21 protein-coding genes are annotated in these 23,968 nt (G+C 61.2%); 12 read left to right on the top strand and 9 right to left on the bottom strand.

The window, feature by feature from the left end; genetic code table 11:
- Positions 1-125 precede the first annotated feature (125 nt).
- Positions 126-875, top strand: a complete 750-nt coding sequence (locus tag QRN36_RS17780) for an ABC transporter substrate-binding protein (RefSeq protein ID WP_285425256.1) — start codon at positions 126-128, stop codon at positions 873-875.
- Between the two features lie 40 nt (positions 876-915).
- Here QRN36_RS17780 and QRN36_RS17775 read toward each other — a convergent pair whose 3' ends face one another.
- The 7 genes from QRN36_RS17775 to QRN36_RS17745 form a co-directional block, all read right to left on the bottom strand.
- On the bottom strand, positions 916-1,875 hold the full coding sequence (locus tag QRN36_RS17775) for a zinc-binding alcohol dehydrogenase family protein (RefSeq protein ID WP_285425255.1): 960 nt from the start codon (positions 1,873-1,875) through the stop codon (positions 916-918).
- A 40-nt stretch (positions 1,876-1,915) separates the two neighbouring features.
- Entirely contained in the window at positions 1,916-2,089 is a 174-nt protein-coding gene (locus tag QRN36_RS17770) for a DUF1427 family protein (RefSeq protein WP_110948701.1), read from the bottom strand.
- A 133-nt stretch (positions 2,090-2,222) separates the two neighbouring features.
- A complete protein-coding gene (locus tag QRN36_RS17765; protein ID WP_093465826.1) occupies positions 2,223-2,999 on the bottom strand; it encodes a helix-turn-helix transcriptional regulator in 777 nt (258 codons plus the stop codon).
- Positions 3,000-3,121: 122 nt separating this feature from the next.
- Positions 3,122-4,390: an OprD family porin gene (locus tag QRN36_RS17760; RefSeq protein ID WP_285425253.1), complete on the bottom strand. Its 1,269-nt coding sequence runs from the start codon at positions 4,388-4,390 to the stop codon at positions 3,122-3,124.
- 255 nt (positions 4,391-4,645) lie between these two features.
- Entirely contained in the window at positions 4,646-4,837 is a 192-nt protein-coding gene (locus QRN36_RS17755) for a hypothetical protein (RefSeq protein ID WP_342653945.1), read from the bottom strand.
- A 201-nt stretch (positions 4,838-5,038) separates the two neighbouring features.
- The gene (aguA, locus tag QRN36_RS17750; protein ID WP_285425251.1) at positions 5,039-6,145 is read right to left on the bottom strand and encodes an agmatine deiminase; all 1,107 of its coding nucleotides are present in this window, start codon (positions 6,143-6,145) and stop codon (positions 5,039-5,041) included.
- 155 nt (positions 6,146-6,300) lie between these two features.
- Complete coding sequence (locus tag QRN36_RS17745; RefSeq protein WP_285425250.1) at positions 6,301-9,219, bottom strand: aminotransferase; 2,919 nt, start codon at positions 9,217-9,219, stop codon at positions 6,301-6,303.
- 281 nt (positions 9,220-9,500) lie between these two features.
- Here QRN36_RS17745 and rfbB point away from each other — a divergent pair, with 281 nt between their 5' ends.
- From rfbB to QRN36_RS17710, 7 genes are all read left to right on the top strand, one after another.
- Positions 9,501-10,580 carry a dTDP-glucose 4,6-dehydratase gene (gene rfbB / locus QRN36_RS17740; RefSeq protein WP_285425249.1) on the top strand — a complete coding sequence of 360 codons (1,080 nt, stop codon included), beginning with the start codon at positions 9,501-9,503 and terminating at the stop codon, positions 10,578-10,580.
- On the top strand, positions 10,577-11,452 hold the full coding sequence (gene rfbA, locus QRN36_RS17735; protein ID WP_093465840.1) for a glucose-1-phosphate thymidylyltransferase RfbA: 876 nt from the start codon (positions 10,577-10,579) through the stop codon (positions 11,450-11,452). The genes rfbB and rfbA overlap by 4 nt, the downstream gene beginning before the upstream one ends.
- Complete coding sequence (gene rfbC / locus QRN36_RS17730; protein ID WP_285425248.1) at positions 11,449-11,994, top strand: dTDP-4-dehydrorhamnose 3,5-epimerase; 546 nt, start codon at positions 11,449-11,451, stop codon at positions 11,992-11,994. The genes rfbA and rfbC overlap by 4 nt, the downstream gene beginning before the upstream one ends.
- Entirely contained in the window at positions 11,991-12,872 is an 882-nt protein-coding gene (gene rfbD, locus QRN36_RS17725) for a dTDP-4-dehydrorhamnose reductase (RefSeq protein ID WP_285425247.1), read from the top strand. Before rfbC ends, rfbD begins: the two co-directional genes overlap by 4 nt.
- Positions 12,873-13,180: 308 nt before the next feature.
- Positions 13,181-14,995, top strand: a complete 1,815-nt coding sequence (locus tag QRN36_RS17720) for an ATP-binding protein (RefSeq protein WP_285425246.1) — start codon at positions 13,181-13,183, stop codon at positions 14,993-14,995.
- Complete coding sequence (locus tag QRN36_RS17715) at positions 14,992-16,371, top strand: sigma-54 dependent transcriptional regulator (protein WP_285425245.1); 1,380 nt, start codon at positions 14,992-14,994, stop codon at positions 16,369-16,371. Before QRN36_RS17720 ends, QRN36_RS17715 begins: the two co-directional genes overlap by 4 nt.
- A complete protein-coding gene (locus tag QRN36_RS17710) occupies positions 16,358-16,828 on the top strand; it encodes a thioesterase domain-containing protein (RefSeq protein WP_285425244.1) in 471 nt (156 codons plus the stop codon). The genes QRN36_RS17715 and QRN36_RS17710 overlap by 14 nt, the downstream gene beginning before the upstream one ends.
- Before the next feature lie 279 nt (positions 16,829-17,107).
- On the opposite strand, the gene cysQ is transcribed toward QRN36_RS17710, so the two are convergent.
- Both cysQ and nudE read right to left on the bottom strand, forming a co-directional pair.
- Positions 17,108-17,950 carry a 3'(2'),5'-bisphosphate nucleotidase CysQ gene (gene cysQ, locus QRN36_RS17705; protein ID WP_285425243.1) on the bottom strand — a complete coding sequence of 281 codons (843 nt, stop codon included), beginning with the start codon at positions 17,948-17,950 and terminating at the stop codon, positions 17,108-17,110.
- Positions 17,947-18,513, bottom strand: coding sequence for an ADP compounds hydrolase NudE (gene nudE / locus QRN36_RS17700; RefSeq protein ID WP_285425242.1), 567 nt, complete (start codon positions 18,511-18,513; stop codon positions 17,947-17,949). The genes cysQ and nudE overlap by 4 nt, the downstream gene beginning before the upstream one ends.
- 96 nt (positions 18,514-18,609) lie before the next feature.
- On the opposite strand from nudE, the gene yrfG reads away from it, so the two are divergent.
- The 4 genes from yrfG to QRN36_RS17680 all read left to right on the top strand — a co-directional run bounded on the left by yrfG (position 18,610) and on the right by QRN36_RS17680 (position 23,559).
- On the top strand, positions 18,610-19,272 hold the full coding sequence (gene yrfG, locus QRN36_RS17695; RefSeq protein WP_285425241.1) for a GMP/IMP nucleotidase: 663 nt from the start codon (positions 18,610-18,612) through the stop codon (positions 19,270-19,272).
- A gap of 131 nt (positions 19,273-19,403) precedes the next feature.
- Positions 19,404-20,291, top strand: a complete 888-nt coding sequence (locus tag QRN36_RS17690; protein WP_285425240.1) for a LysR family transcriptional regulator — start codon at positions 19,404-19,406, stop codon at positions 20,289-20,291.
- 95 nt (positions 20,292-20,386) lie between these two features.
- Positions 20,387-21,226 (top strand): formate dehydrogenase accessory sulfurtransferase FdhD, encoded by an 840-nt coding sequence (gene fdhD / locus QRN36_RS17685; RefSeq protein WP_285425239.1) that lies wholly within the window; start codon positions 20,387-20,389, stop codon positions 21,224-21,226.
- Positions 21,227-21,228: 2 nt separating this feature from the next.
- A complete protein-coding gene (locus tag QRN36_RS17680; RefSeq protein ID WP_285425317.1) occupies positions 21,229-23,559 on the top strand; it encodes an FdhF/YdeP family oxidoreductase in 2,331 nt (776 codons plus the stop codon).
- The last annotated feature ends 409 nt before the right edge of the window (positions 23,560-23,968 follow it).

Genomic DNA, 23,968 nt, shown 5'->3' with positions numbered 1-23,968 from the left:
CCTGCATTCAGGATGGCCACGCCTCAGGCGCGGATATCGACGATACAGACGGCCATGCAGCGATGACATGAGCCAGGCACGCGGCCTGCCAGACAGGCCCGGCATTTACCTTGAGCGCTACTGCCATGAAATGGATCTTCAGCTGTGTCCGTCACCTGACCGGCGCTTTAGTAGTGTGGTCGTCTGCGCTGCTCGCAGCACCGAGCGTTCAGGTCTACGTCCCCGAAGCCCCGCCTCTGACCATGCTCAACGACGGCGACCGACACGGTATCGCCGGCGACCTGGCGCTCAAAGCGATGGACATGGCCGGTTACTCAGCAATCTTTCTCTCCCCGCCCTGGCCCAGGGCGCAGCGCGATGTGGCCAATGGCAAGGACCTGCTGATTGCGCCGCTGACCCGCACTCAAAGCCGCGAGAACAGCTTCACCTGGATTGCCCCGCTTCTGACGATGGACCGGACATTTTTCAGCCTCGATCGTCGGGTCGACAGCTTCGATGAGGCGCGCAAGGCCTTCAGGCTGATCGCCGTCGGCATTGGAACCGCGCAGGAAACCCGGCTGCGCGAAGAAGGCTTCCCGGCCTCGCAGATCTACCCGTTGAAAATCGGTGACAACCCGGCGCAGATGCTGCTCAAAGGGCGCGTCGATGCCTGGTTCAACGGGGTGCCGGAAACGCGCTACATCTGGAAGCAGATAAGCGACCGGCCGCTGGTGATGAGCCGTGTTTTGATGACTGCAAACCTGTATCTAGCCTGCTCGAAAGAGTGCGATTCACAGATGGTAGAGAGCCTGCGAAAGGCGCTCGACACGTTGCAGAGCGATGGCACCGCTGCTCGCATCGAGGCCTCGTACCTGAAAGGTCTGCCGGCGTGGTGAACGCCGGACAGACGCTGTCTGCCTGCCCGGCGATTGCCGATCAAGGCAGCAGAATGACTTTCTCGGCTGCGCCTGCGTTCACCTGGGCGTAACGCGCGGGGCCGTCTTCCAGCGGTGATTCGATCAGCCCGCCAGGCAACGGCAGCGTGCCGTCGTCGAACAGCTTGCCGAACTGCTCGAGCATGCGCGCACAGGCCTCAACGCCATACAGCAGCGAGTTGATGCCCACCACCGAGCCGCCCTTGCGGTAGAGCGCCAGCGCTGGCAGTTGCACATGGCCGTCGACCGGTGCCGCAATGATCGCGATGCGGCCGAACTGCGCCAGCGCTGGCACCGCGGCCGGCAGCCAGAAGCCTGTGGTGTCGAAAATCACTTCGGCGCCGCCCGAGAACACTTCATTGACCTGCGCGCCCAGCTGCTCAGGCGTTTCCAGCAGAATCGCCTCGAAGCCTTGTTCGCGCAACGCTTTGAGCTGCTCGGGACGACGCACCGCCGCCAGCACCTGCGCACCCCGAACCCGCGCCAAGGCAATGGCCGCGCTGCCCACCGCGCCATTGGCACCAATCACCAGCAAGCGCGTGTTGGCGCCCACGAGGCTGCGCTCAAGCGCGTCCCACGCAGTGGTGTAAGGCACGCCAAGGCTGGCAGCCTGAACAAAACTCAAGGACTTGGGTTTGAGTGCGACACCTTTGGCCGAGAGTGTGATGTAAGCGGCGTGGGAGCCATTGCGCGAAAAACCGATCTGATTGCCGGTGCCCCACACTTCCTGGCCGACCAGTTCCTGCGGGCCTTCAATCACCACGCCGGCGAAATCGCGGCCTGGAACGCGGGGCAGCGTGGTGTACGGGAAGCGCCCGAGCACGTTCTTGACGTCGCTGGGGTTCAAGCCCGCCGCTTTGATCTGCACCAGCACCTCACCTTCTGCAGGCACGGGTGTTGGCAGCTCGACGACTTCCAGCGCAGCCAGGTCGCCGGTTCGGGAAAATTGCAGTGCTTTCATAGCGTCAAATCCAGGTGTCAGACGGAAGATTCGGGTCGATTCAAGAAATCAGGTTGGCGAACAACTGCCGGCCCATCGGCCACAGTTTCTCGCCTGCCTGCATGCCGAGCAGGCCGACAAGCGCGACCAAAGGCGGCGCCGGTGAGCGAAAATCCAGGGCGCCGTACAGCAGCCCGACGGCGATACCGATGGCAAGGGAGATGATGTAACTCATGGCGAACTCCGGAAATCTGGCGGCGCGCGGCACAATTGCGGCGCGGCGGCGTCAAGCGATAACCAGAGTGTAAGGAGAGGCCGATAAGGCTACCGGCCAAGTACTTCTGAATTTCGGACAGTGATCAGCGGCGTCAGCCTGCCTGCTCACCCAGAGGATATTGCGACGGCGCCATGCCCAGTTCGCGGCGGAACATGTCACTGAAGCTGCTCGGCGAGTAACCCATGGATCGGGCGATCACGCTGACCGGCACGCCTTGAATGATCTCGGCCACCGCAGTCGCCAGTTGCACCTGCCGCCGCCACTCCGCGAATCCCATGCCGAGTACGGCCAGAAACAGGCGCGACAGCGTTCGGACACTCGCTCCCGCATTTTCCGCATGCTGCTCGAACGGAATATCAATCGAGGGCTCGATCATCACCGCCTGGCAGACATTCATCAGCCGACGGTCACTGTCATCGGGCATTGGCACCTTCAACAGCGAACGCCTGGCCCGCTTGAGCTCGAGCAGCGCAAGCCCGGCCAGGGCGTCGTAATACTCGGAGTCTTTGTCCTGCTCGGCGACCAGGCCGACGATCAGTTCGCGCAGCAGTCGGCCGACTTCCAGCACCTGAACCGTCGTGTCCAGCGTGTGAGCCAACGCGGGACGCAGGTAGATATTGCGCATTTCCAGGTCCGAGACGACCCGAATGCCATGGGGCACGCCGGGCGGCAACCACACGGCGCGTTGCGGCGGCACGACCAGCGCCTCGTGCGGCGTTTCCACCCACATCACGCCCGACATCGCATACAGCACCTGTCCCCAGTCGTGTTCATGCGGCTCGATGTACAAACCGCGAGGGTACGTTCGGGACAGAGGCTGCACCGCGACGGCGGTGTCGGAGAGATCGGGCGGCGCGGCAAGTGCCATGAGGGTGACCGGCGGAAGTGAGAAAGCTGCGATGTTAGCGGAAGATCGACCGACGAAACAAAAACGCCCCGGTCACGGGACCGGGGCGCTCTTTGCAACGTCGGCTCAACAGCCGTTCAACATCAGAAAACGTTGATCGGGTAGTCGATGAAGATGCGGGTTTCGTTACCGCCAACGTTGTACTGATCGACATCGTTGGAAACGCGCAGGAACGAGTTGCGCAGACGCACGGACAGGTCTTTTGCCGGACCGCTTTGCACGACGTAGCTCAGTTGGCTGAACAGTTCGCGCTCTTCGCCACGACCACGGCCTGAACCGTCGTCGATGTTGTCGCCACGAACATAAGCAATCTTGTAGCTCAGGCCAGGCGTGACGACGGTGGCCAGGTTCACGCCATAGCCGGCCTGCCAGGAGCGCTCATCCTTGCCGTTGAAGTCCGACCAGTAGGAGTTAGACAGGTAAATGGTGTTACCGCCATCGCTGAAACCGCCGTTGTTGCGGTAGCCACCGTAGTTGTAGCCGGTTTCACCCGTGCTGCGCTGGTGCGCGATGGTGAAGGAGTGGATGCCCACAGCCCACGTCGCGGCCAGGGACCAGATCTTGTTGTCACGGTCGTCATTGACCGCAACGTCCTTGTCCAGCTTGGTCTTGTAACCGTTGAAGTCGAAGGTCAGCGACTGATCTTTCGGCAGTGCCCAGACGTAATTCAGGTTCACGTACTGCTTCTTCAGCGTGTCTTCGTCGTCGGAGGCGTAGAACGCGCCGCTCAGGGCGTCGGTGAACTTGTAGGCGGCACCGTAGACGTTGATGCTCTTCAGGTCGCCGCTGTCACGGCCTTCGGCGCTCTTGCGGGTCAGACCGGTGAAACGGCCAGCCACCAGCTTGAGGTCCTTGATCTCTTCGGATGTGATCATGGTGCCGGTGTAGGTTTCTGGCAGCAGACGCGAGTTGTCGTAACTCAGCACCGGCAGCTCGGGCATCATGTCGCCGTATTTGAGCACGGTGTTGGAAATGCGGAATTTGACCGCTCCGCCGAAGCGCTGCAGGTCATCGGCTGCATTGCCGCTGTCGCCTTGCTTGAAGAAGTCGATACCGCCGGCGCCGCTCTTGCCCTTGCCACCGTCCAGACGTACCGCGTACAGGCCGAATGCATCGACGCCCACGCCGACGGTGCCCTGGGTGAAACCGGACGAATAGTTGGCCATGAACGCCTGGCCCCACTCGGCGCGGTCTTGAGGGCCGTTCTTGTAATCGCGATTGATGTACGCGTTACGCAGATTGACCTTCAGGCTGCTGTCTTCGACAAAGCCGTTGGCGTCTGCCTGGCCGTCCGCCATGGCGTGGCTGGCGGCGAAGATGCCCAGAGCAAGCAAACCGATACGCTGTTTCATCTTGTTGTCCTTGTGAGCAGATTAATCGCGCGCTGTGGCAAATACCCGGACAGGTAATTGCGTCTCCCGGAACGAAAAAAGCACTCCGGAAGCCAGCACGAAATCATCGCAGTGGACTACAGATGCACGTACATGGCGCTTGGCCACAGGCGGTGGAGGCGCGAATGCTATCCGCCGCATACGGGCATGTCAATTTGATGAACCCCGAACAGACATACGGCTTACGCCCTTCCCGACAGGTGAAAGGCGCACGTTTCAGCCGTGAAGAATGCCCAGCAGTGCCTCAAGTTCTGCATCGTTGATCAGGCCGCGTGGGTAGCGTTTGACCAACATGTCCCGGTAATCGGGTGTCTGTGCCTGCTCCTGTAAACGGGGAGCCTGGGTTATCCGTAACCAGTCCGCCATCATCTGCCGTGCTTCACTGCTCGCAGACAAACCTCGAGTCACTCGCGACTCATGACCTGCGTTCATAGGGATAACCTCTTGCGTCTTGGACCGCGAAATCTACGGCGCTTTTGTTACAGACGAACGAACCGGGTAACTGATCAGGTAACCCGATGGCGCTGTTTCGCGGGGCACTCGAGAAAACGCTACCCACAAAAAAGCCCATCGTTCGATGGGCTTCATGACAGCAAGAAGTGAACCAACTCAGTGGCGATGTGGCGCCGGCTGTTGCTGGGTCAAGCAGTGAATGTTGCCACCGCCCAGCAACAGCTCGCGGCCCGGCACCATCACGACCTCATGCTCCGGGAACAATTTCTGAAGGATCTGACGGGCCGTTTCGTCCAGTGGATCGTCGAAGCTTGGGGCAATGATCCCGCCGTTGACGATCAGGAAGTTCACATACGATCCGGCAAGACGCACCGAAGGGTTGCGCTCCTGGCTGCCGTGCACCTGATCAACGCCATCGCACTCTTCTTGCGTGGCGAACAAGGGACCGGGAATCGGCATTTTGTGCACGATGAAAGGCCGGCCCTTTGCGTCACGGGCGTTTTCCAGAACACCCATTGCCGCCTGGCAACGCGGGAAGTTCGGGTCTTTCGGGTCATCCGTCCAGGCCAGCAGGACTTCGCCGGGCCGCACGTAACAGCAGAAGTTATCCACGTGGCCGTCTGTTTCGTCGTTGTACAGACCGTCCGGCAGCCAGATGATCTTCTCGACCGACAGATGATCGCGCAGCACCGTTTCGATCTCTTCACGATTCAGGTGCGGGTTGCGATTGCGGTTGAGCAGGCATTCCTCGGTGGTGATCAGCGTGCCTTCGCCGTCGACATGAATCGAGCCGCCTTCAAGCACGAAACCTTTGGTGGCATAACGAGGGCAGCGTTCGATTTCCAGTACCTTGCTTGCCAGCGCGGAGTCCAGGTTCCAGGGCGAATACAGGCCGCCGTCGAAACCACCCCACGCGTTGAAATCCCAATCCACGCCCCGTACTTCGCCGCTGTCATTGATGACAAAGGTCGGGCCGGTATCGCGCACCCATGCGTCGTCGTTGCTGATCTCGACGACACGAATGTTCGGCACGTCCAGACGCGCCCGGGCGTTGTCGTACTGAGCCGCGGACACCGCGACAGTCACAGGCTCGAAACGGGCGATCGCCTTGGCCACCGCGACATGGGCGCTCTGCACCGGTTTGCCGCCCAGACGCCAGTTGTCCGGACGCTCGGGCCAGACCATCCAGGTCTGGGTTTGCGGGGCCCATTCGGCTGGCATGTAGAAGCCATCGACGCGGGGTGTGCTGTTGAGAGTGGTCACGGTATTCAGGACTCCATCTATTCGTCGAAGCTTAGCGGCAGAGAACGCACCTTATAGACGATAAAAATCGAATAAAAAAGCCATTTCCTGCCTTTAGGGCTGCAGGTTGTCAAATCTGGCGGATAATAATCTGTCAGCTGACGCATCGGGGACACTCAGCCTTCGAGCTCGCTCAGCACCTTCGACACGTTATCCACGAAGAAATCCACGCTGCGACGGGTGGTCACCATCGGCGGCTTGATCTTCAGGATGTTCAGGTAATCGCCAGTCGGCTGCATGAATATCCCCAGCTGGCGCAACCGATCGCACAGGTACGTGGTTTCTTCGGTGGCAGGCTCCAGGGTCTGGCGATCACGCACCAGCTCAAGTCCCAGATAGAAGCCGGAACCATGGGCAGTGCCGACCAGTGGATGTTTATCAATGAGCGCCATCAGCCGCTCCTTGAAGTAATCGCCCACCGACCGCGCGTTCTCCCAAAGCTGCTCCTCTTCCATGACATCCAGTACAGCCATGCCGATCCGGCAACTGACCGGGCTTCCCCCCGAAGACGAGAAGAAATATCCCTCAGCCTCCAGCGCCTCGGCAATCTCGCGACGCGTGATGACAGCGCCCAGCGGGTGGCCGTTGCCCATTCCCTTGGCCATGGTGATGATGTCCGGCACCACGCCCTGTTCCTCAAAGCCCCAGAAATAGTGGCCCAGACGGCCATAGCCGACTTGCACCTCGTCGGCGATGCACACGCCGCCCTGCTCGTGCACCTTCTGATAGACCTGCTGCAGATACCCGGGCGGCAGCGAAATCCCGCCGGCATTGCCATACACCGGCTCGCAGATGAATCCGGCAACCTGGCGTCCCTGCTCGGCCAGCCGGCTCAGGTGCGCCTCGACACTCTTCAGATAAAACGGTGTGCTGTCGGCGCCTCGGAATTCGCCACGCCAGGTGTTGGGCGCTACCACCGGATGAACCCAGTCCGGGCGCGTACTCAGGGCTTGCGGGTTATCAGCGATGGAAGTAGAGATCGCATCGGTCGCCACGGACCAGCCGTGGTAGGCCTCCAGCACGCTCAGCACATCGCGCCCGCCGCTGTAAGCCCACGCCAGCCTGATGGCCAGATCGTTCGCTTCGGTGCCGCTGTTGACGAGAAATACCCGGTCCATGCCCTCAGGCGCGAGCTTCAGCAGCCGCTCGGAGAACTCAGCGATGGCCGCGTAGTGAAAACGCGAGTTGGTGTTGAGCAATGACCACTGCCGCGCCGCGACCTGCGCCATGCGCGGATGACCGTGACCGAGCACCGCGACATTGTTGAGCATGTCCAGATAGGAGCGGCCGTGCATGTCGATCAGATGATTGCGCCAACCCCGCTCGATCTGCGGTGGCGCCTGGTAATAATGCTTTTGCGAGCGGGCAAAGCTGGCATCCCGACGCGCCAGCAACTCTTCCGGGTTTTCCAGCGCCGGTGCGTCGCAGTCAAAGCCCAGCAAGCGCCTGGGTGACGGGCACAGCGTGCGCCACGCGGCCGCCCGCGATGGTGTTGTGAACAACGGCGGGCTCAGATCCGGGAGCGAACACCGCTGCACGATCAGCGGACCGCCGCCCTGACCGACGACGTCGCCGGCCCCGAATTCGACGCCCGAATCGAAGTCCGAACGCACGCCCCAGAGACGCAGGCTCGACTCAGCGCCCTTCAGCAGCAGCGCACCATCTGCGGTGTGGCGCAGTGAGCCGGCGAACGGCGCGTGCACGGCGGTGCCATGGGGAATCTGCAATTCCACATGCAGGGCGAATGTCTCCGGCTCTTTCGCGCTGTCCGGCAGGGTTCGCGACAGCCGATATTCGCCGTAGCGGCTCGCTGTCAGGCCATGGCGCTGCGCGGCTTCTTTGAGTAACCGCTCGTCGATTCCGGACTGCTCCCAGTTGCCCGCCTCGAAATGTTCGCTGAGCACACCCAGATCGATCATTGTGAAAGGCTGATCGCTCAGACTTGGCAACAACGGAGAAAACGTCTCGACGACGTCCTCTTCCGCACGTTCGCCCACGGCGTCGAGAATCGCCGCTTGCATCAAAGCCACCGGCACCGAAGTCGCCACATCAAAGATGTTCCATTCGCTGGCAAGGTTGGCCTGAATGTAGGCGTTGTCCGGCTCGATACTCGCCTGTTGCTCGCTGCTGAGCACCAGCACGGCCGCACGCGCCACGATCAGTGGCCACAACGCTTGCAGTTCTTCGCTGCCAAGCGGATTGATCGCGTGATACGCCTTGACGGTCGGCACTATATAAAGCGGGTCGCCCTCGGCATGGTGCAGCAACGCCGCGCAGGTCACCGACAGGTCGGCGATGCGCCAGGTGCTGACCAGATCGCCGAAGTCGATCAGCCCCTTCAGTTGCCACTGATGATGAGCGTCGCGCTCCCAGACTACGTTGTATTCGGTGATGTCCATGTGGATGGCCTGCACCGGCAGCGCGCTGATCAACGGCAACAGATGGGCGTGCGCTTGCTCGGCTGCTTCAGCGATGCAAGCGCGCTTCTCGGCGCTGTCGATGACCGGCAGCAGATGCTTGATCAGCGCACTGGCGTGGCGCGGGTCCCATTGCAGAATGCGCGCAAGCCCCGGATGTTCAAAGTCGGCCAGCGCCCTGTCGGCGCTGGCGCACAGTTCGGCCAACCGGGTGGCAACGTGAGGGCTCAGGTGCGAGACATGAGCAAGGGGCCGGCCGTCGATGAATTCCAGCAGCCGGGCGTGCACCGCATTGCCGTCGACTTCGATGGACAGCAGGTCCTGACCATCCAGTGTGCGCTGCACCATCGGGACTCGCATGTCAGGCCGATTGTTCAGGTGCGCCAGCGCTGCGTGCTGGGCTTGCAGTTCTGCCGTCGAGTAATCGCCATGGCAGATTTTCAGCACGAAACGCCGCCCGTCACCGCAATCGAGCAGGAAATTACGATCCTGATGACTGCCCAGCTCTTTCAACGATCCCGACAGCCCGTAATACGTCGCCAGCAATCCGGCAGCCTGCGCAGCGCTGATTTCCGGGCACGGAAGACTGGATCGACGAATCAAGGTGGCGAGCGGCATGAGCGAAAGCCCTGTAAACGAGAGGAAGCAGGCAATATCGCCAGTTGCACGGCTTTTAGGCAACCCCACCGCGAGGTGTCATAAAGAAAAACCAGAACTGATCGATAGATAGCGTAGCCGTTAAGCCCGTGAAACAGTCGCGGCGGTTTAATGACGCTTTCAGGGCTTGGCAATCAATTAATTTCATGGCCGATGGGCGCTTTGCGCCTTGCGCGTAGGCACCGCCCGCCCACAAGCTATGCTTCGTATCTTGACGTCCATCCAGGGAAGAAGGTTTAGCTATGCGAATACTTGTCACCGGTGGCGCCGGTTTTATCGGTTCTGCGCTGATCCGCCATTTGATCAACAACACCGACTATGACGTACTGAACTTCGACAAACTGACGTACGCAGGCAACCTCGAATCGCTGCAGAGCATCGCAACCAACACTCGTTATGAGTTCGTTCAGCAGGACATCGTCGATCAGGCCGGCGTCAGCAAAGTGCTGGCGCGCTTCAAACCCGATGCGATCATGCACCTGGCGGCCGAATCGCATGTCGACCGCTCGATCGATGGACCGTCAGAATTCATTCAGACCAACATCGTCGGCACGTACAGCCTGCTCGAAGCGACCCGTGGCTACTGGCAGACCTTGCCTGAAGCCGAACGCGCGGCCTTTCGCTTCCATCACATCTCGACCGATGAAGTGTATGGCGACCTGCACGGGGTCGACGACCTGTTCACCGAGACGACACCTTATGCGCCAAGCTCGCCGTATTCGGCCAGCAAGGCTGCTTCGGACCACTTGGTCCGGGCCTGGCAGCGCACCTACGGCTTGCCGGTCGTGGTCACCAACTGCTCCAACAATTACGGCCCGTTCCACTTTCCCGAAAAACTCATCCCGCTGGTGATCCTCAATGCCCTGGCCGGTAAACCGCTGCCGGTGTACGGCAACGGCCTGCAAGTGCGGGACTGGCTGTTCGTCGAGGATCACGCCCGCGCATTGCTCAAGGTCGTCACCGAGGGCAAGGTCGGTGAGACCTACAACATCGGTGGCCACAACGAGCAGAAGAACATTGATGTCGTGCGCGGGATCTGCGCGCTGCTCGAAGAGTTGGCGCCTGATCAACGCAAAGGCGTCGAACACTATGCCGACCTGATCACTTACGTGACTGATCGACCGGGCCATGACATGCGCTACGCCATCGACGCCAGCAAGATCGAGCGCGAGCTGGGCTGGAAGCCGGAAGAGACCTTCGAATCCGGGCTGCGCAAAACCGTGCAGTGGTATCTGGACAACCTGGAATGGTGCCGCAACGTGCAGGACGGCAGCTATCAAGGTGAACGCTTGGGCACCAACGTGAAGGATCTGATCGCATGACTAAAGGAATTGTACTGGCTGGTGGCTCCGGCACCCGTTTGCACCCCATCACCCTCGGGGTCTCCAAACAACTGCTGCCTATCTACGACAAACCGATGATCTATTACCCGATCTCGGTGTTGATGCTTGCGGGCATCAAAGAAATCCTGATTATCTCGACGCCGCTGGACCTTCCCCAATACAAAGCGCTATTGGGCGACGGCAGCCAGTTCGGCGTGCACTTCCATTATGCCGAGCAGCCCAAACCTGACGGACTGGCGCAGGCGTTTCTGATCGGCGAAGAATTCATCGGTGATGATTCGGTCTGCCTGATTCTGGGTGACAACATCTTCCACGGTCAGCACTTCAGCGACCAACTCAAGCGCGCAGCTGAGCAGAAAGCCGGGGCCACTGTGTTCGGCTATTGGGTCAAAGACCCGGAACGCTTTGGCGTAATCGACTTCGACAAGGACGGGCACGCATTGTCCATCGAGGAAAAACCCAAGGCGCCGAAGTCCAGCTACGCCGTCACCGGGCTGTATTTCTACGATAACGAAGTGATCCGGATCGCCAAGAACGTCAAGCCATCGCCCCGCGGCGAGCTTGAGATCACTGACGTCAACAACGCCTACCTCAAGCGCGGCGATCTGCGCGTAGAGCGCTTTGGCCGCGGCTTCGCCTGGCTCGATACCGGGACTCACGACAGCCTTCTCGATGCGTCGCAATACGTGCAGACCATCGAGCACCGGCAAGGCCTGAAGGTCGCATGTCTTGAAGAGATCGCGTTCCAGAATGATTGGATCGACCGCGCACACCTGCTCAAACGGGCTGACTATTTCGGCAAGACCGGCTACGGTCAGTACCTGTTCAAAGTCGCAGGGGAAAGTCAGTGAACGTCATCGAGACTGAGTTGCCAGAAGTCCTCATCATCGAACCCAAGGTGTTCGGCGATGAGCGTGGCTTCTTCTACGAGAGCTTCAACGCCAAGGCCTTCGCCGAGGTAACCGGGGTCGACGCGCAATTTGTGCAGGACAACCATTCACGCTCGCAGAAAGGCGTGTTGCGCGGCCTGCATTATCAGATCGAAAACCCGCAGGGCAAACTGGTGCGGGTCACGGCGGGCAAGGTGCTCGACATCGCTGTGGATATCCGTCGCGGCTCGAGCCATTTCGGTAAATGGTTCGGGCTTGAGCTGTCTGCCGAGAACGCCCGGCAGCTGTGGATTCCGCCAGGATTCGCCCACGGGTTTCTGGTGCTGAGCGATTACGCCGAATTCCTGTACAAGACCACTGACTACTACACCCCGTCGGCTGAGCGCTGCATTCGCTGGGACGATGAAGAACTGGCCATCGAGTGGGGCCTGACGGAGCCGCCCAAGCTGTCGGCCAAGGATCAGGTCGGGAAAACCCTCAAAGACGCGGACGTCTTCGAATGAGTGCATCGCTGCGGATATTGATCAGCGGACAGCACGGGCAGGTCTCGCAGGCGTTGCAGCAGAGCCTGAAGGATCTGGGCGAGTTGATCGTGTTGGGTCGCGAGCAACTGGACCTGAGCCGGCCCGAGTCTATCAGCGAGGTGGTCCGCCGCATTCAACCGGATCTGATCATCAACGCTGCCGCGCACACGGCGGTGGATCAGGCCGAGAGCGAACCGGATCAGGCTTTCGCGATCAATGCGACGTCGCCGGGCGTTTTTGCTCAAGAAGCCGCAGCGCTGGGGATCCCGTTCATTCACTACTCCACCGACTATGTATTCGATGGCAGCAAAGAGGGAACGTGGAACGAGCATGACGCGCCAAACCCTCTCGGGGTGTACGGCAAGAGCAAGCTGGCGGGCGAGCGGGCGATCACGGCAGCGGGCGGTCAGTCACTCATTCTGCGCACCAGTTGGGTCTATTCGCTGACAGGACGCAACTTTCTGCTGACCATGCAGCGTCTGCTGCAGGAGCGCGAGAAGCTCACCATCGTTGCTGACCAGATCGGCGCGCCGACGTGGGCAGGCACCATCGCCCAGAGCACGCGGCAGTTGATCGCGCGCTGGCGCGATGGCAGGCCCGGCGCCTGGGGCGTGTATCACCTGACGGCCAGTGGCGAGACTTCGTGGTTCGGCTTCGCTCAAGCCATTGGCGAGCAACTGGTCAAAGACGGCAAGCCATGCGCGGTCCTTGAGCCCATCCCTTCCAGCGCCTACCCGACCCCCGCCGTTCGCCCGCTCAATTCGCGCCTGGATTGCAGTCGCCTGCAGCGTGAATGGGGCGTGAGCCAACCAGACTGGCACGATGCAATGCTGGAGTGCTTAGCGCAGCAGCGCTAGGCATAATGGCGCCAACCGATGCCACGGCAGCCGGGCCGAGCACACTGCAGCGCCTGAACGGCCGCCTTCGTGAGCAAGCTCACTCCCACAAGGAATACGTTCCCCTGCAGAATTGAGCCATTCCCCCGGATGCCATTTCCTGATGGACTGAATTGCTCCACAGCAAACACCATTCCTTTTTGGCAAAGTTTGCTCCAAAGCGAACGGCATTCAATGTGGGAGTGAGCTTGCTCACGAAGAGGTCGGTTCAGGCACCATAACCTGACCGGCATAAACCAGGCATCGCAACGGACCACTCGGGCGATTCAATGACCAGCACTTCCTCTCTACCACGCCGCCCCCGATGGCGCAGCCTCGCCCTGCTTGCGCTGTGCCTGGCGCCGCTGCTGTGGCCGCTCGAACGTCTGGCCGAGCATTACTATCGCAACGAACTGTTGAGCCAGAATCGCCAGACACTCGACCTGTACGTTGCCAACCTGCTCGGCACCCTGCACCGCTACGAAGTCCTGCCGCAAATTCTGGGCGACCTCCCCGGCCTGCGCGCCATGCTCGCCAACCCTCAGGACAAACACACACAGGACAGCGCCAACCAGCTGTTGATGAATACCGCGCGCCAGACCGGTGCCGAAGTGATCTACCTGATGGCGCCGAACGGTGACACCCTTGCCGCGTCGAACTGGGACAAACGCGACAGTTTCGTCGGCCGCAACTTCGCGTTTCGCCCCTACTTCAGCAACGCGATGGCAGGCAATCTCGGCCGTTTCTTTGGCCTGGGAACCACATCGGCCAAACGCGGTTACTTCTTCGCCGCCGCCGTGCGCGAAGGCAACACCGTGATCGGCGTGCTCGTGGTCAAGGTCGATCTGGATCTGACTGAAACGCTGTGGGGCAAGACCCCTGAACAACTGCTGGTCACCGACCACAACGGTGTCGTGATTCTGACCTCCAACCCCAGCTGGCGCTTCAGGGCCACGCGGCCGCTCAGCGAAGAAGAAAAGCAAGCGATCATCGCCATTCAGCCCTACCCGACCCGGGATCCCCGGCCGCTGCAACTGGACGAGAACGGTTGGCTGACGCAAACCCAGCAGATTGATGAAACCGGCTGGAGCGTGAACATTCTCGCGCCCAAGGTGCTGGTGTCACGGCCTGTGCGCACGGTTGTCGCCGTTGGCGGCGCGACGCTGCTGGTGTTGATGCTGCTGCTGGGCATCATGATGCAGCGGCGCCGACATTATCTGGACCGGATCGACTTCGAGGCGCGGGCACGGCGTGAGCTGGAAGCGCGGGTAATCGAGCGTACCAGCGATCTGGAAGGGCTCAACCGACGCCTGCGTCAGGAAGTGCTGGAGCGCGAGCAGGCGCAACAAGAGCTTTTCCGCGCTCAGGACGAGCTGGTTCAGGCAGGCAAGTTGTCGGCGCTGGGGACAATGTCGGCCAGCATCAGTCACGAACTCAATCAGCCATTGGCGGCGATCCGCAGCTACGCAGAGAACGCCGAAGTGCTGCTCGATCATCAACGCACTGACGACGCCCGGGGCAACCTGAAACTGATCAGCGAACTGACCGGGCGCATGGCCTCGATCATTGCTCATTTGCGCGCATTCGCACGGCGGGATCGTCATGCCCCTGAAAGCGTGGCGCTGCAACCGGCGCTGGACGATGCACTGGCGCTGCTTGCCAAGCGTCGCCGGGCAATGGAAGTGGAGCTGATCCGTGACCTGCCCGACGCCACGTTGTGGGTTCAGGCAGGCGAGACGCGCTTGCGCCAGGTGCTGGGCAATCTGCTCGCGAACGCGCTGGATGCACTGACCGAAAAAGGCCCGCCGCGCAAACTGTGGATAAGTGCAGAGCACAATGCCGAGGGCGTCAGCCTGTACATTCGGGACAACGGTCCGGGCTTTTCCAGGGAAGCGCTGGAACATGCCCGCGAACCGTTTTTCACCACCAAGACCCGCACACAGGGGTTGGGGCTCGGGCTTGCGATCTGCGATACGCTGATGCGCGCACTGGGCGGCGAGTTGCTGTTCGCCAATCATCCCGAAGGCGGCGCGCTGCTGACATTGCGTATGCGCACCGGTGCCTCGGGAGTCAACCTTCAACCGCCGGAGGATCTATCTGCATGACCACGGACACCGCCATCGACAGCCGCATACAGGTTGTGCTGATCGACGACGACCCGCACTTGCGCCAGGCACTGAGCCAGACCCTGGATCTGGCCGGCCTGAAAATTCTGCCGCTGAGCGACGCCAAAGGTGTGCAGGCCCGCATCGAACGCGACTGGCCAGGCGTGATCGTCAGCGACATTCGCATGCCCGGCATCGATGGCCTTGAACTGCTGAACCAGTTGCACGCGCAAGACCCTGAGCTTCCGGTGTTGCTGATCACCGGACACGGCGATGTGCCGCTTGCGGTGCAGGCGATGCGCGCCGGCGCGTACGACTTCCTTGAAAAACCCTTCGCCAGCGACGCCCTGCTCGACAGCGTGCGGCGTGCCCTGGCGTTGCGCCGTCTGGTGCTGGACAACCGCAGCCTGCGTCTGGAACTCAGCGACCGCCAGCAACTGAGCACACGGCTCGTCGGCCTCAGCACGTCGATCCAGCGATTGCGCGATCAGATCGGCGCACTCGCGGCCACCAAGGCCGATGTGTTGATTCTGGGCGAAACCGGCGCCGGCAAAGAAGTCGTCGCGCGCGCATTGCATGATCTGTCCAACCGCCGGAATGGCCCGTTCGTGGCGATCAACGCCGGAGCGCTGGCCGAGTCGGTGGTTGAAAGCGAGTTGTTCGGTCACGAACCCGGCGCGTTCACGGGCGCGCAAAAGCGCCGCATCGGCAAATTCGAATTCGCCAACGGCGGCACGCTGTTCCTCGACGAAATCGAGAGCATGAGCATGGACGTGCAGGTCAAGCTGCTGCGTCTGTTGCAGGAGCGGGTGGTCGAGCGGCTCGGTGGCAATCAGCTGATCCCGCTGGACATCCGGGTCATTGCGGCGACCAAGGAAGACCTTCGGCAAGCCGCTGATCAGGGCAGATTCCGGCCGGACTTGTACTACCGGCTCAACGTCGCACCGCTGCGTATTCCGCCGTTGCGCGAACGGGGCGAAGATGCGCTGGTGCTGTTCCAGCATTTCGCCGATGGCGCCAGCCTGCGCCACGGGTTGCCGCGCCACGAACTGCAGCCGGGGCACAGGGCGATGCTGCTGCGACACAGCTGGCCGGGCAACGTGCGCGAGCTGCAAAATGCCGCCGAGCGCTTTGCCTTGGGACTCGAGCTTGAGCTTGAAGGCGCTCCACAGGATGACCTGCCTTCGTCCGGCGGCGGGCTGAGCGAGCAGGTCGAGGCGTTTGAACGCGCCCTGATCGCCGCCGAACTGACCCGCCCGCACAGCTCCGTTCGCAGCCTGGCCGAAGCGCTGGGCGTGCCACGCAAGACCCTGCACGACAAGTTGCGTAAACATGGCCTGACGTTCAGTGGTGGCGGTTCCGATGACAACGATTGATCCAGATTCGAAAGCCCGCGAGCTGCAGGAGGTTCTGCACCGGGACATTCCCCTGACCCGCGACATGGGCATGCAGGTGATCGGCTGGCAAAACCATCAGTTGCGCCTGCATCTGCCGCTGGCACAGAACATCAACCACAAGAGCACGCTGTTCGGCGGCAGCCTGTATTGCGGCGCCGTGCTGGCGGGCTGGGGCTGGCTGTATCTGCGTCTGAAGGAAGCCGGCATCGACGACGGCCATATCGTGATTCAGGAGGGACAGATCAGTTATCCCCTCCCGGTCAAGCGCGATGGCGTGGCGATCTGCGACGCGCCGGACGATGCGACGTGGGACAGGTTCGTGAAGATGTATCAGCGCCGAGGGCGCGCGCGGCTGTCTCTGAACACCCGCATCGTGGCGCAGGACTCGGATGAGTCGGCGGTGGAGTTTGTCGGCCAGTATGTGTTGCATCGCTGACTGTGCTGCGAACACTTCTGGGCGTGAACCAACTGTCTTTAACGTGCCTTCGGTCAACGGCGTAACACCCGACGTCTTCCCGGCTGAAGCCGGTCCTACGAAAAGCTTGCGGCGTCCGTAGGACTGGCCGCACCCCGTCCTGCGAAAAGCTTGCGGCGTCCGTAGGACCGGCTTTAGCCGGGAAGAGGCCGGTGCATGTTGTAGAGATGCAGCGGGTGGAAATCAGGCTTCGCGAACAAGCTCCTCCCCACAGGATCTACGCCTGGGCGACACGCAGTGTCAGCCCTTCGCCAACTCGACCAACGCCTCGCGCCATGCGGCGTCTGCCGGCAACGCCAGAAAATACCCGTTGAGCAGCGACTCACGCGCCGGATAGTCGAACGTATTTCCCGCCAGATCGAGCACCACACCGCCTGCGCCTTCGAGCACGCCCTGCGCGGCGGCGGTGTCCCACTGCGACGTGGGCGCCAGACGCGGGTAGCAATCGGCAGCGCCTTCGGCCAGGAGGCAGAACTTCAGCGAGCTGCCGACGTTGGTCAGTTGCAATTCGCCAACTGCGGCAGACAGCCCGGCCAGCAATCGCTCTTGCTCGGGGCTTGAGTGACGACGGCTGGCGACCACCGTGAACGCCTCCCCCTTCGGCGGCACGTCGCGCACGCGAATGGGCGCAAGGTGCGTGTCATCGTCACTGCGCCACGCGCCCAGCCCGGCGCCGCCGACATAGCAGCGTTGAGTGGTCGGCATCGACACCACGCCGAACACCACGCGACCGTTTTCGATCAGCGCGACGTTAACCGTGAATTCTTCGCTGCCGGAAATGAATTCCTTGGTGCCATCCAGCGGGTCCACCAGCCACCAGCGCTGCCAGTGCCCGCGCTCGCTCAACGGGATGTCGGCGTCTTCTTCAGACAGAATGTGAATGTCCGGAGCCAGCGCCTTCAAACCGGCGGCCAGCACGTCGTGGGCCGCCAGATCCGCAGCCGTGACAGGTGAATCATCAGCCTTGGCCATGACGTGCACATCGGCGCGCCAGAACGGCAGAATCGCTTCGCCCGCGCGACGACAAAGCTCGACGACGGGGGCCATCAGAGGGTGCGGAAGATCGGCGAATGCTCGGCTCATGGCTTGAAATCCCCACGCTGGGCGAGCAGGTCGCGGGCCAGGTACAACGCCGCCAGAGCCCGCCCTTCGGTGAACTGCGGGTGCTGCACAAGACTCGACAACTCGCGCAGATTGACCTTGTCCACTCGCATCGGCTCAGGCTCGTCGCCAGGCAGACGCTCTTCATACAAATCGGTCGCCAGCACCACCTGGATCTTCTGGCTCATGTAACCGGGCGAGAGCGACAGTTCGGTCAAGTGTTCCAGCGTGCGCGCCCCGAATCCTGCCTCTTCCTTGAGTTCCCGGTTGGCGGCGGCCAGCACATCTTCGCCTGGCTCGACCAGCCCCTTGGGCAGCGACAACTCGTATTCATCGGTGCCGCCGCAGTATTCTTCGACCAGTACCGCGTGGTCTGCATCGAGCATGGCCACGATCATCACGGCGCCGTAACCGTTGCCACGGCCGACCAGACGCTCATACACGCGCTCGACGCCGTTGGAGAAGCGCAACTGCACTTCTTCGACTCGGAACAGACGACTATTGGCGACGATTTCGCGGGCAAGCACGGTGGGTTTCTGGCGCATGACAGGCTCCTTGGCGTAGACGGGGTACTATACCGTGGGTTTTCCGAATGTCGTCGTCGGAAAGCCACCGTGACTTTTTCAATGCCGAGGACCTGTATGCCTTCTTTGCCATGGCGCGATATCGACACCGTTTTGCTGGATATGGACGGAACGCTGCTGGATCTGCATTTCGATAACCATTTCTGGCTGGAGCATTTGCCCCAGCGCTATGCGCAGTTGCACGGCGTGAGCCTGAGCCTGGCGAAGATGGAACTCATGCCGCTGTTCGAAAAGAACGCGGGAACCCTGAACTGGTATTGCACTGATTTCTGGAGTGCGGAACTCAAGCTGTCGGTGAAGGACCTGAAGGTCGAGATTGCTCATCTGATCGCATTACGGCCCGACGCGGAGACCTTTCTGGCGGCCATTAAACAGGCTGGCAAGCGCGTGATCATGATCACTAACGCCCATCGCGACTCGCTTTCGCTGAAAATGGAGCGTCTGCAACTCGCGCCCTGGTTCGAGCGTCTGATCAGTTCTCACGATTACGGTTTCCCCAAGGAGAACCCGCAGTTCTGGGACGCGCTGCATGCCGATATCAACTTCGATCCCGCGCGCAGCCTGTTCATCGATGACACCCTGCCGATCCTGCGCAGCGCGGGACGCTACGGCGTCAAACACCTGCTGGCGGTCCGGGAACCCGACAGCCGCAAGGGGCCAAAAGACACCGAGGAATTCGCCGCAGTCGAGGATTATCGCGAGCTGATTCAGGGTTTGTAGGGCGCGGCAAGGCACATTGCTGGGGTAATGCTGCCCGCGCGCAACTGACGCTGCTGGCGGCAATCAACACCCCATGCGACATCCTGCCGCGCTAGAATCGCCGGGCCAGCCCTGTGCCTTGCGGAGTGACAATGGACATCAAACAGCTGAAATTCCTGATCGCCCTCGACGAAACCCGTCACTTCGGGCAGGCCGCGGCACGGTGCCACATCACTCAGCCAACCCTGTCCATGCGCCTGCGCAGCCTTGAGGAAGAGCTGGACTTGCCACTGGTGAACCGGGGTCAGCGCTTCGAAGGGTTCACCGCACCGGGCGAACGTGTGCTGGCCTGGGCGCGCACGGTACTGGCAGCCTACGACGGCTTGCAGGCCGAAGCCGCTGCCTGTCGGGGTCACCTGGTCGGTACGTTGCGATTGGGCGTGGTGCCGCTGTCTAACTTCGATCCACTGCCCCTGTTGCAACGCCTGCACAGCACTCATCCGAACATGCGCTTCGAGCTGTCGGCGCTCAGTTCCGAGCAGATTCTTGACCAGCTCGCGAGCAACCGTCTGGACTTGGGCGTTTCCTATCTGGACCGTCTCGACACCGAGCGCTTCGACTCGCTGGAGCTGGCGGAAACACGTATGGGGCTGATGTACGACCAGCGCTATTTCAGTTTCGGCGAAGAACCGCTGAGCTGGGAAAGCCTCATCGAGTTGCCGCTGGGCATGCTCACCAGCGGCATGCATTTTCGCCAGTCGATCGATCACAACTTCCACAGCCGCAGCCTGCATCCGCAGCCCATTCTCCAGACCGACGCGGTGCATCAATTGCTGCAGGCGGTTCATGGCGGATTCTGCTGCGCAATCATGCCGCTGGATGGCGGTCTGGAAACCCTCACCGAACACCTGCGCCTGCAGCCCATCGAACAGGCTCAGACGCTGGCCCGCCTGGGCCTGATCATGCGCCGATCGGCGCCCCGCTCTGCACTCGCCGAAGCCAGTTTTGCGCTGTACCAGAAAATGATCGAGCCTTCTTGATCGACGTCATCTATCACGGCATCAGTACTAGCGATTAGACGTTATCCGACCGGAGGCCTAGGCTTAGGGCTTGAATAATCTGCCGGTAATTCCTGATGCAAGCCAAGCACACGGAGACCACGGCGCCCGCAAAACAACTGCCCGCGCCCGCCGCAAGCCAGTCTTACAGTTACTCCAATCTTGCCCACGACACCTGCGAGCCGAACGTGCTTGCCGAAGAGGTGGCGCTGGCTATTGCTTACAACGGCATCAGTCAGGCGGTGATGCTGGTGACGCCGACTGATCTGGAAGACTTCATCGTCGGCTTCAGCATTGGCAGCGGCATCATCGAGTCCGCAGACGAAATCTACGACATCAAGCTCGGCGGCTGCGGCTCTGCGCAGACAGCAGAAGTCGAGATCGCCAGCCGCGCATTCTGGAACCTGAAAACCCAGCGTCGACAGCTCGCCGGCACCAGCGGCTGTGGGCTGTGTGGCGTGGAAGCGGTGGAACAGGCGCTTCCCGAACTCAACGCGCTGCCCGGCGCGCCTTTGCCTCCGGCCCAGTGGCTGGACGGGCTGCGCGAGCGCATGAGCGAATTTCAGCCGCTGGGCGAGCATTGCGGCGCGGTCCATGCGGCCATGTTCATGAACGATCAGGGCCAACTGTTGCTGGGCCGTGAAGACATCGGCCGCCACAACGCCCTCGACAAACTGATCGGCGCATTGATCCGCCAGAACATCCCGACCACTGGCGGCCTGGCCGTGGTCACCAGCCGTTGCAGCCTGGAACTCATTCAAAAAGTCTTGCGTGCCGGCATTCAGACCCTTGTCAGCCTGTCCTCGCCTACGGGCCTGGCGCTGCAATGGGCACGTCGTCACAACCTCAATCTGATCCATTTGCCTAAACACAGCGCGCCACGGGTTTACAGCCCTGCCTTGGAGAACAAAGCGTGAGCATGCACAAACAAGCCGACAAGACCCCAGTCCCGCGCTACAAGCCTTACAAAGGTCCGGCCGGTGGATGGGGCGCCCTGATCAGCGTGACCCAAGCCTGGCTGACCAGTGACAACGCGCTGAAAAACCTGCGCATGATGCTCAAGACCAACCAGAACGGCGGTTTCGACTGCCCGGGCTGTGCGTGGGGCGACTCGCCGGAAAGCGGCATGGTCAAGTTCTGCGAAAACGGCGCCAAGGCGGTTAACTGGGAGGCCACCAAGCGCCGTGTCGACCCGTCCTTCTTCGCGCGTTACAGCGTCAGCTCCCTGCTTGAGCAAAGCGATTACTGGCTGGAATATCAGGGCCGTCTGACTGAGCCGATGGCCTACGACGCCGAATCCGACCGCTATAAGCCGATCGCCTGGGACGACGCGTTCGCGTTGATCGCCAAGCACCTGAACAATCTGCCGAGCCCGAACATGGCCGAGTTCTATACCTCGGGCCGGGCCAGCAACGAAGCGGCGTATCTGTATCAGCTGTTTGTGCGCGCTTATGGCACCAACAACTTCCCCGATTGCTCGAACATGTGCCACGAAGCCAGCGGCGTGGCGCTGTCGCAAAGCGTGGGCGTCGGCAAAGGCACCGTGACATTCGACGATTTCGAACACGCCGATGCCATTTTCGTCCTCGGCCAGAACCCGGGCACCAACCACCCGCGCATGCTCGAGCCGCTGCGTGAGGCGGTCAAACGTGGTGCTCAGGTGGTCTGCGTAAACCCGCTCAAAGAGCGTGGCCTGGAGCGTTTCCAGCATCCGCAGCACCCGATCGAGATGCTCAGCAACGGCTCCGAACCGACCAACACCGCTTACTTCCGCCCGGCGCTGGGCGGCGACATGGCGCTGCTGCGCGGCATGGCCAAATTCGTGCTGCAATGGGAGCGCGAGGCACAGGCCAACAATCAGCCGGCGATCTTCGACCACGCGTTCCTCAACGAACACACCAACGGTATTTCGGATTATCTGGCCGCTATCGATGACACCACCTGGGAGTTCATCGTCGAGCAGTCGGGCTTGCCGCTGGACGACATCGAGCGTGCAGCGCGCATGTACGTCAAAGGCAAGAACGTGATCATGTGCTGGGCGATGGGCATTACCCAGCATCGTCATTCGGTACCGACGATTCAGGAAGTCGCCAACCTGATGCTGCTGCGCGGCAACATCGGCAAGCCGGGCGCTGGTCTGTGCCCGGTACGCGGCCACAGTAACGTGCAGGGCGACCGCACGATGGGCATCAACGAGCGTCCGCCAGCGTTTTTCCTGGACGCACTGGAGAAACGCTTCGAGTTCAAAGTCCCTCGTGAAAATGGCCACAACGTCGTTGAAGCCATCCACGCGATGCTCGAAGGCCGCTCCAAGGTTTTCATCGGTCTGGGCGGCAACTTCGCTCAAGCGACGCCGGACAGCCCGCGCACGTTCGAGGCGTTGCGTAACTGCGACCTGACCGTTCAGATCAGCACCAAGCTGAACCGCAGCCATCTGATGCATGGCAAAGAGGCGCTGATTCTGCCGTGCTACGGCCGCACCGACATCGACATTCAGGCCGAGGGTCCACAAGCGGTCACCGTCGAGGACTCGTTCAGCATGGTTCATGCCTCGAACGGTCAGCTCAAACCTCTGTCGCCGCACATGCGTTCGGAGCCGGCGATTCTGGCGGGCATAGCTAATGCCACGCTGGGCAAACAGCCGGTTGACTGGCTCTGGCTGGTCGCCGATTACAGCCGCATTCGCAACCTGATTGCGGACACGATTCCGTCGTTCCAGGACTTCAACGAGAAGATCAAGAATCCGGGCGGCTTCTATCTGGGGAACGCTGCGGGTGCGCGTCGCTGGAACACGCCTAGTGCGCGCGCCAACTTCAAACCCAACGCGCTGCCGAACGATCTGCTGCACGAAAGCATTCGGGGTACCGGCATCGTGCCTGACCTGATCATGCAATCGATGCGCTCGCACGATCAGTACAACACGACGATTTATGGCCTGGATGACCGCTATCGCGGCGTGAAAGGTCAACGCGACGTGATGTTCCTCAACGAGGCCGACATCATCCGTCTGGGCTTCGTGCCGGGCCAGAAGGCCGATATCGTGTCGATCTGGGGTGATGAGGTGGTGCGTCGGGTCAAGGGTTTCACGCTCTTGCCGTTCGACATTCCGGCGGGTCAGGCTGCTGCGTATTACCCCGAGGTTAACCCGCTGGTGCCACTGGAAAGCGTTGGCGACGGCAGCCATACCCCGACGTCGAAATTCGTGGCGATCAAGCTGGAGCGACACAGCGAAGTGGCCCGGATCATCTGACCGGCCCTCGGAGCGTCAGACACCCACCGCGTGCACCGGCGTCGCTGCCGGTGCCCGGCAGTTCGCGAGCAAGCTCCACACCTTCGGCAGCAGTGCGATTGCGTGCAGTTTCAGAATCCGTCTGATGCCCGCTAGCATTGCCTTTGACTCTGCCGAAGGCGTAGGAGCGTCGCTTGCCCGCGATCGGCTGCGCAGCAGTCGTAAAACCTGTCACCCCAAAATTTCAGACACCCCGCGAGCGACGGTCTGCCCCGATCATCCACACACCAGCCGTAAAACCCGGCCACAAAAAAGGCCCAAATCGCATGATTCGGGCCTGTGTGAAGTAGCGTAGGACTGAAATAAATAGACTAAGTTCCCGCATAAAAACAATAACTTAGCGTTTTGTATACACGTCGTGCTATTCGTC

The organism is Pseudomonas sp. efr-133-TYG-103a (assembly GCF_030209235.1).
Lineage (GTDB): Bacteria > Pseudomonadota > Gammaproteobacteria > Pseudomonadales > Pseudomonadaceae > Aquipseudomonas.
The sequence above is the reverse complement of the archived record's forward strand: the minus strand, read 5'-3'. Positions and strand labels throughout refer to the sequence as shown.

Excerpts from the sequence above, each read along its gene's own strand:
- QRN36_RS17760 (WP_285425253.1), bottom strand. The coding sequence starts at position 4,390 with ATGAAACAGCGTATCGGTTTGCTTGCTCTGGGCATCTTCGCCGCCAGC.
- fdhD (WP_285425239.1), top strand. The coding sequence starts at position 20,387 with ATGCAAGCCAAGCACACGGAGACCACGGCGCCCGCAAAACAACTGCCC.
- QRN36_RS17775 (WP_285425255.1), bottom strand. The coding sequence starts at position 1,875 with ATGAAAGCACTGCAATTTTCCCGAACCGGCGACCTGGCTGCGCTGGAA.
- rfbB (WP_285425249.1), top strand. The coding sequence starts at position 9,501 with ATGCGAATACTTGTCACCGGTGGCGCCGGTTTTATCGGTTCTGCGCTG.
- QRN36_RS17780 (WP_285425256.1), top strand. The coding sequence starts at position 126 with ATGAAATGGATCTTCAGCTGTGTCCGTCACCTGACCGGCGCTTTAGTA.
- QRN36_RS17710 (WP_285425244.1), top strand. The coding sequence starts at position 16,358 with ATGACAACGATTGATCCAGATTCGAAAGCCCGCGAGCTGCAGGAGGTT.
- QRN36_RS17715 (WP_285425245.1), top strand. The coding sequence starts at position 14,992 with ATGACCACGGACACCGCCATCGACAGCCGCATACAGGTTGTGCTGATC.
- yrfG (WP_285425241.1), top strand. The coding sequence starts at position 18,610 with ATGCCTTCTTTGCCATGGCGCGATATCGACACCGTTTTGCTGGATATG.
- QRN36_RS17720 (WP_285425246.1), top strand. The coding sequence starts at position 13,181 with ATGACCAGCACTTCCTCTCTACCACGCCGCCCCCGATGGCGCAGCCTC.
- rfbD (WP_285425247.1), top strand. The coding sequence starts at position 11,991 with ATGAGTGCATCGCTGCGGATATTGATCAGCGGACAGCACGGGCAGGTC.
- rfbA (WP_093465840.1), top strand. The coding sequence starts at position 10,577 with ATGACTAAAGGAATTGTACTGGCTGGTGGCTCCGGCACCCGTTTGCAC.
- QRN36_RS17680 (WP_285425317.1), top strand. The coding sequence starts at position 21,229 with ATGCACAAACAAGCCGACAAGACCCCAGTCCCGCGCTACAAGCCTTAC.
- QRN36_RS17745 (WP_285425250.1), bottom strand. The coding sequence starts at position 9,219 with ATGCCGCTCGCCACCTTGATTCGTCGATCCAGTCTTCCGTGCCCGGAA.
- cysQ (WP_285425243.1), bottom strand. The coding sequence starts at position 17,950 with ATGAGCCGAGCATTCGCCGATCTTCCGCACCCTCTGATGGCCCCCGTC.
- QRN36_RS17765 (WP_093465826.1), bottom strand. The coding sequence starts at position 2,999 with ATGGCACTTGCCGCGCCGCCCGATCTCTCCGACACCGCCGTCGCGGTG.
- QRN36_RS17770 (WP_110948701.1), bottom strand. The coding sequence starts at position 2,089 with ATGAGTTACATCATCTCCCTTGCCATCGGTATCGCCGTCGGGCTGCTG.
- QRN36_RS17690 (WP_285425240.1), top strand. The coding sequence starts at position 19,404 with ATGGACATCAAACAGCTGAAATTCCTGATCGCCCTCGACGAAACCCGT.
- nudE (WP_285425242.1), bottom strand. The coding sequence starts at position 18,513 with ATGCGCCAGAAACCCACCGTGCTTGCCCGCGAAATCGTCGCCAATAGT.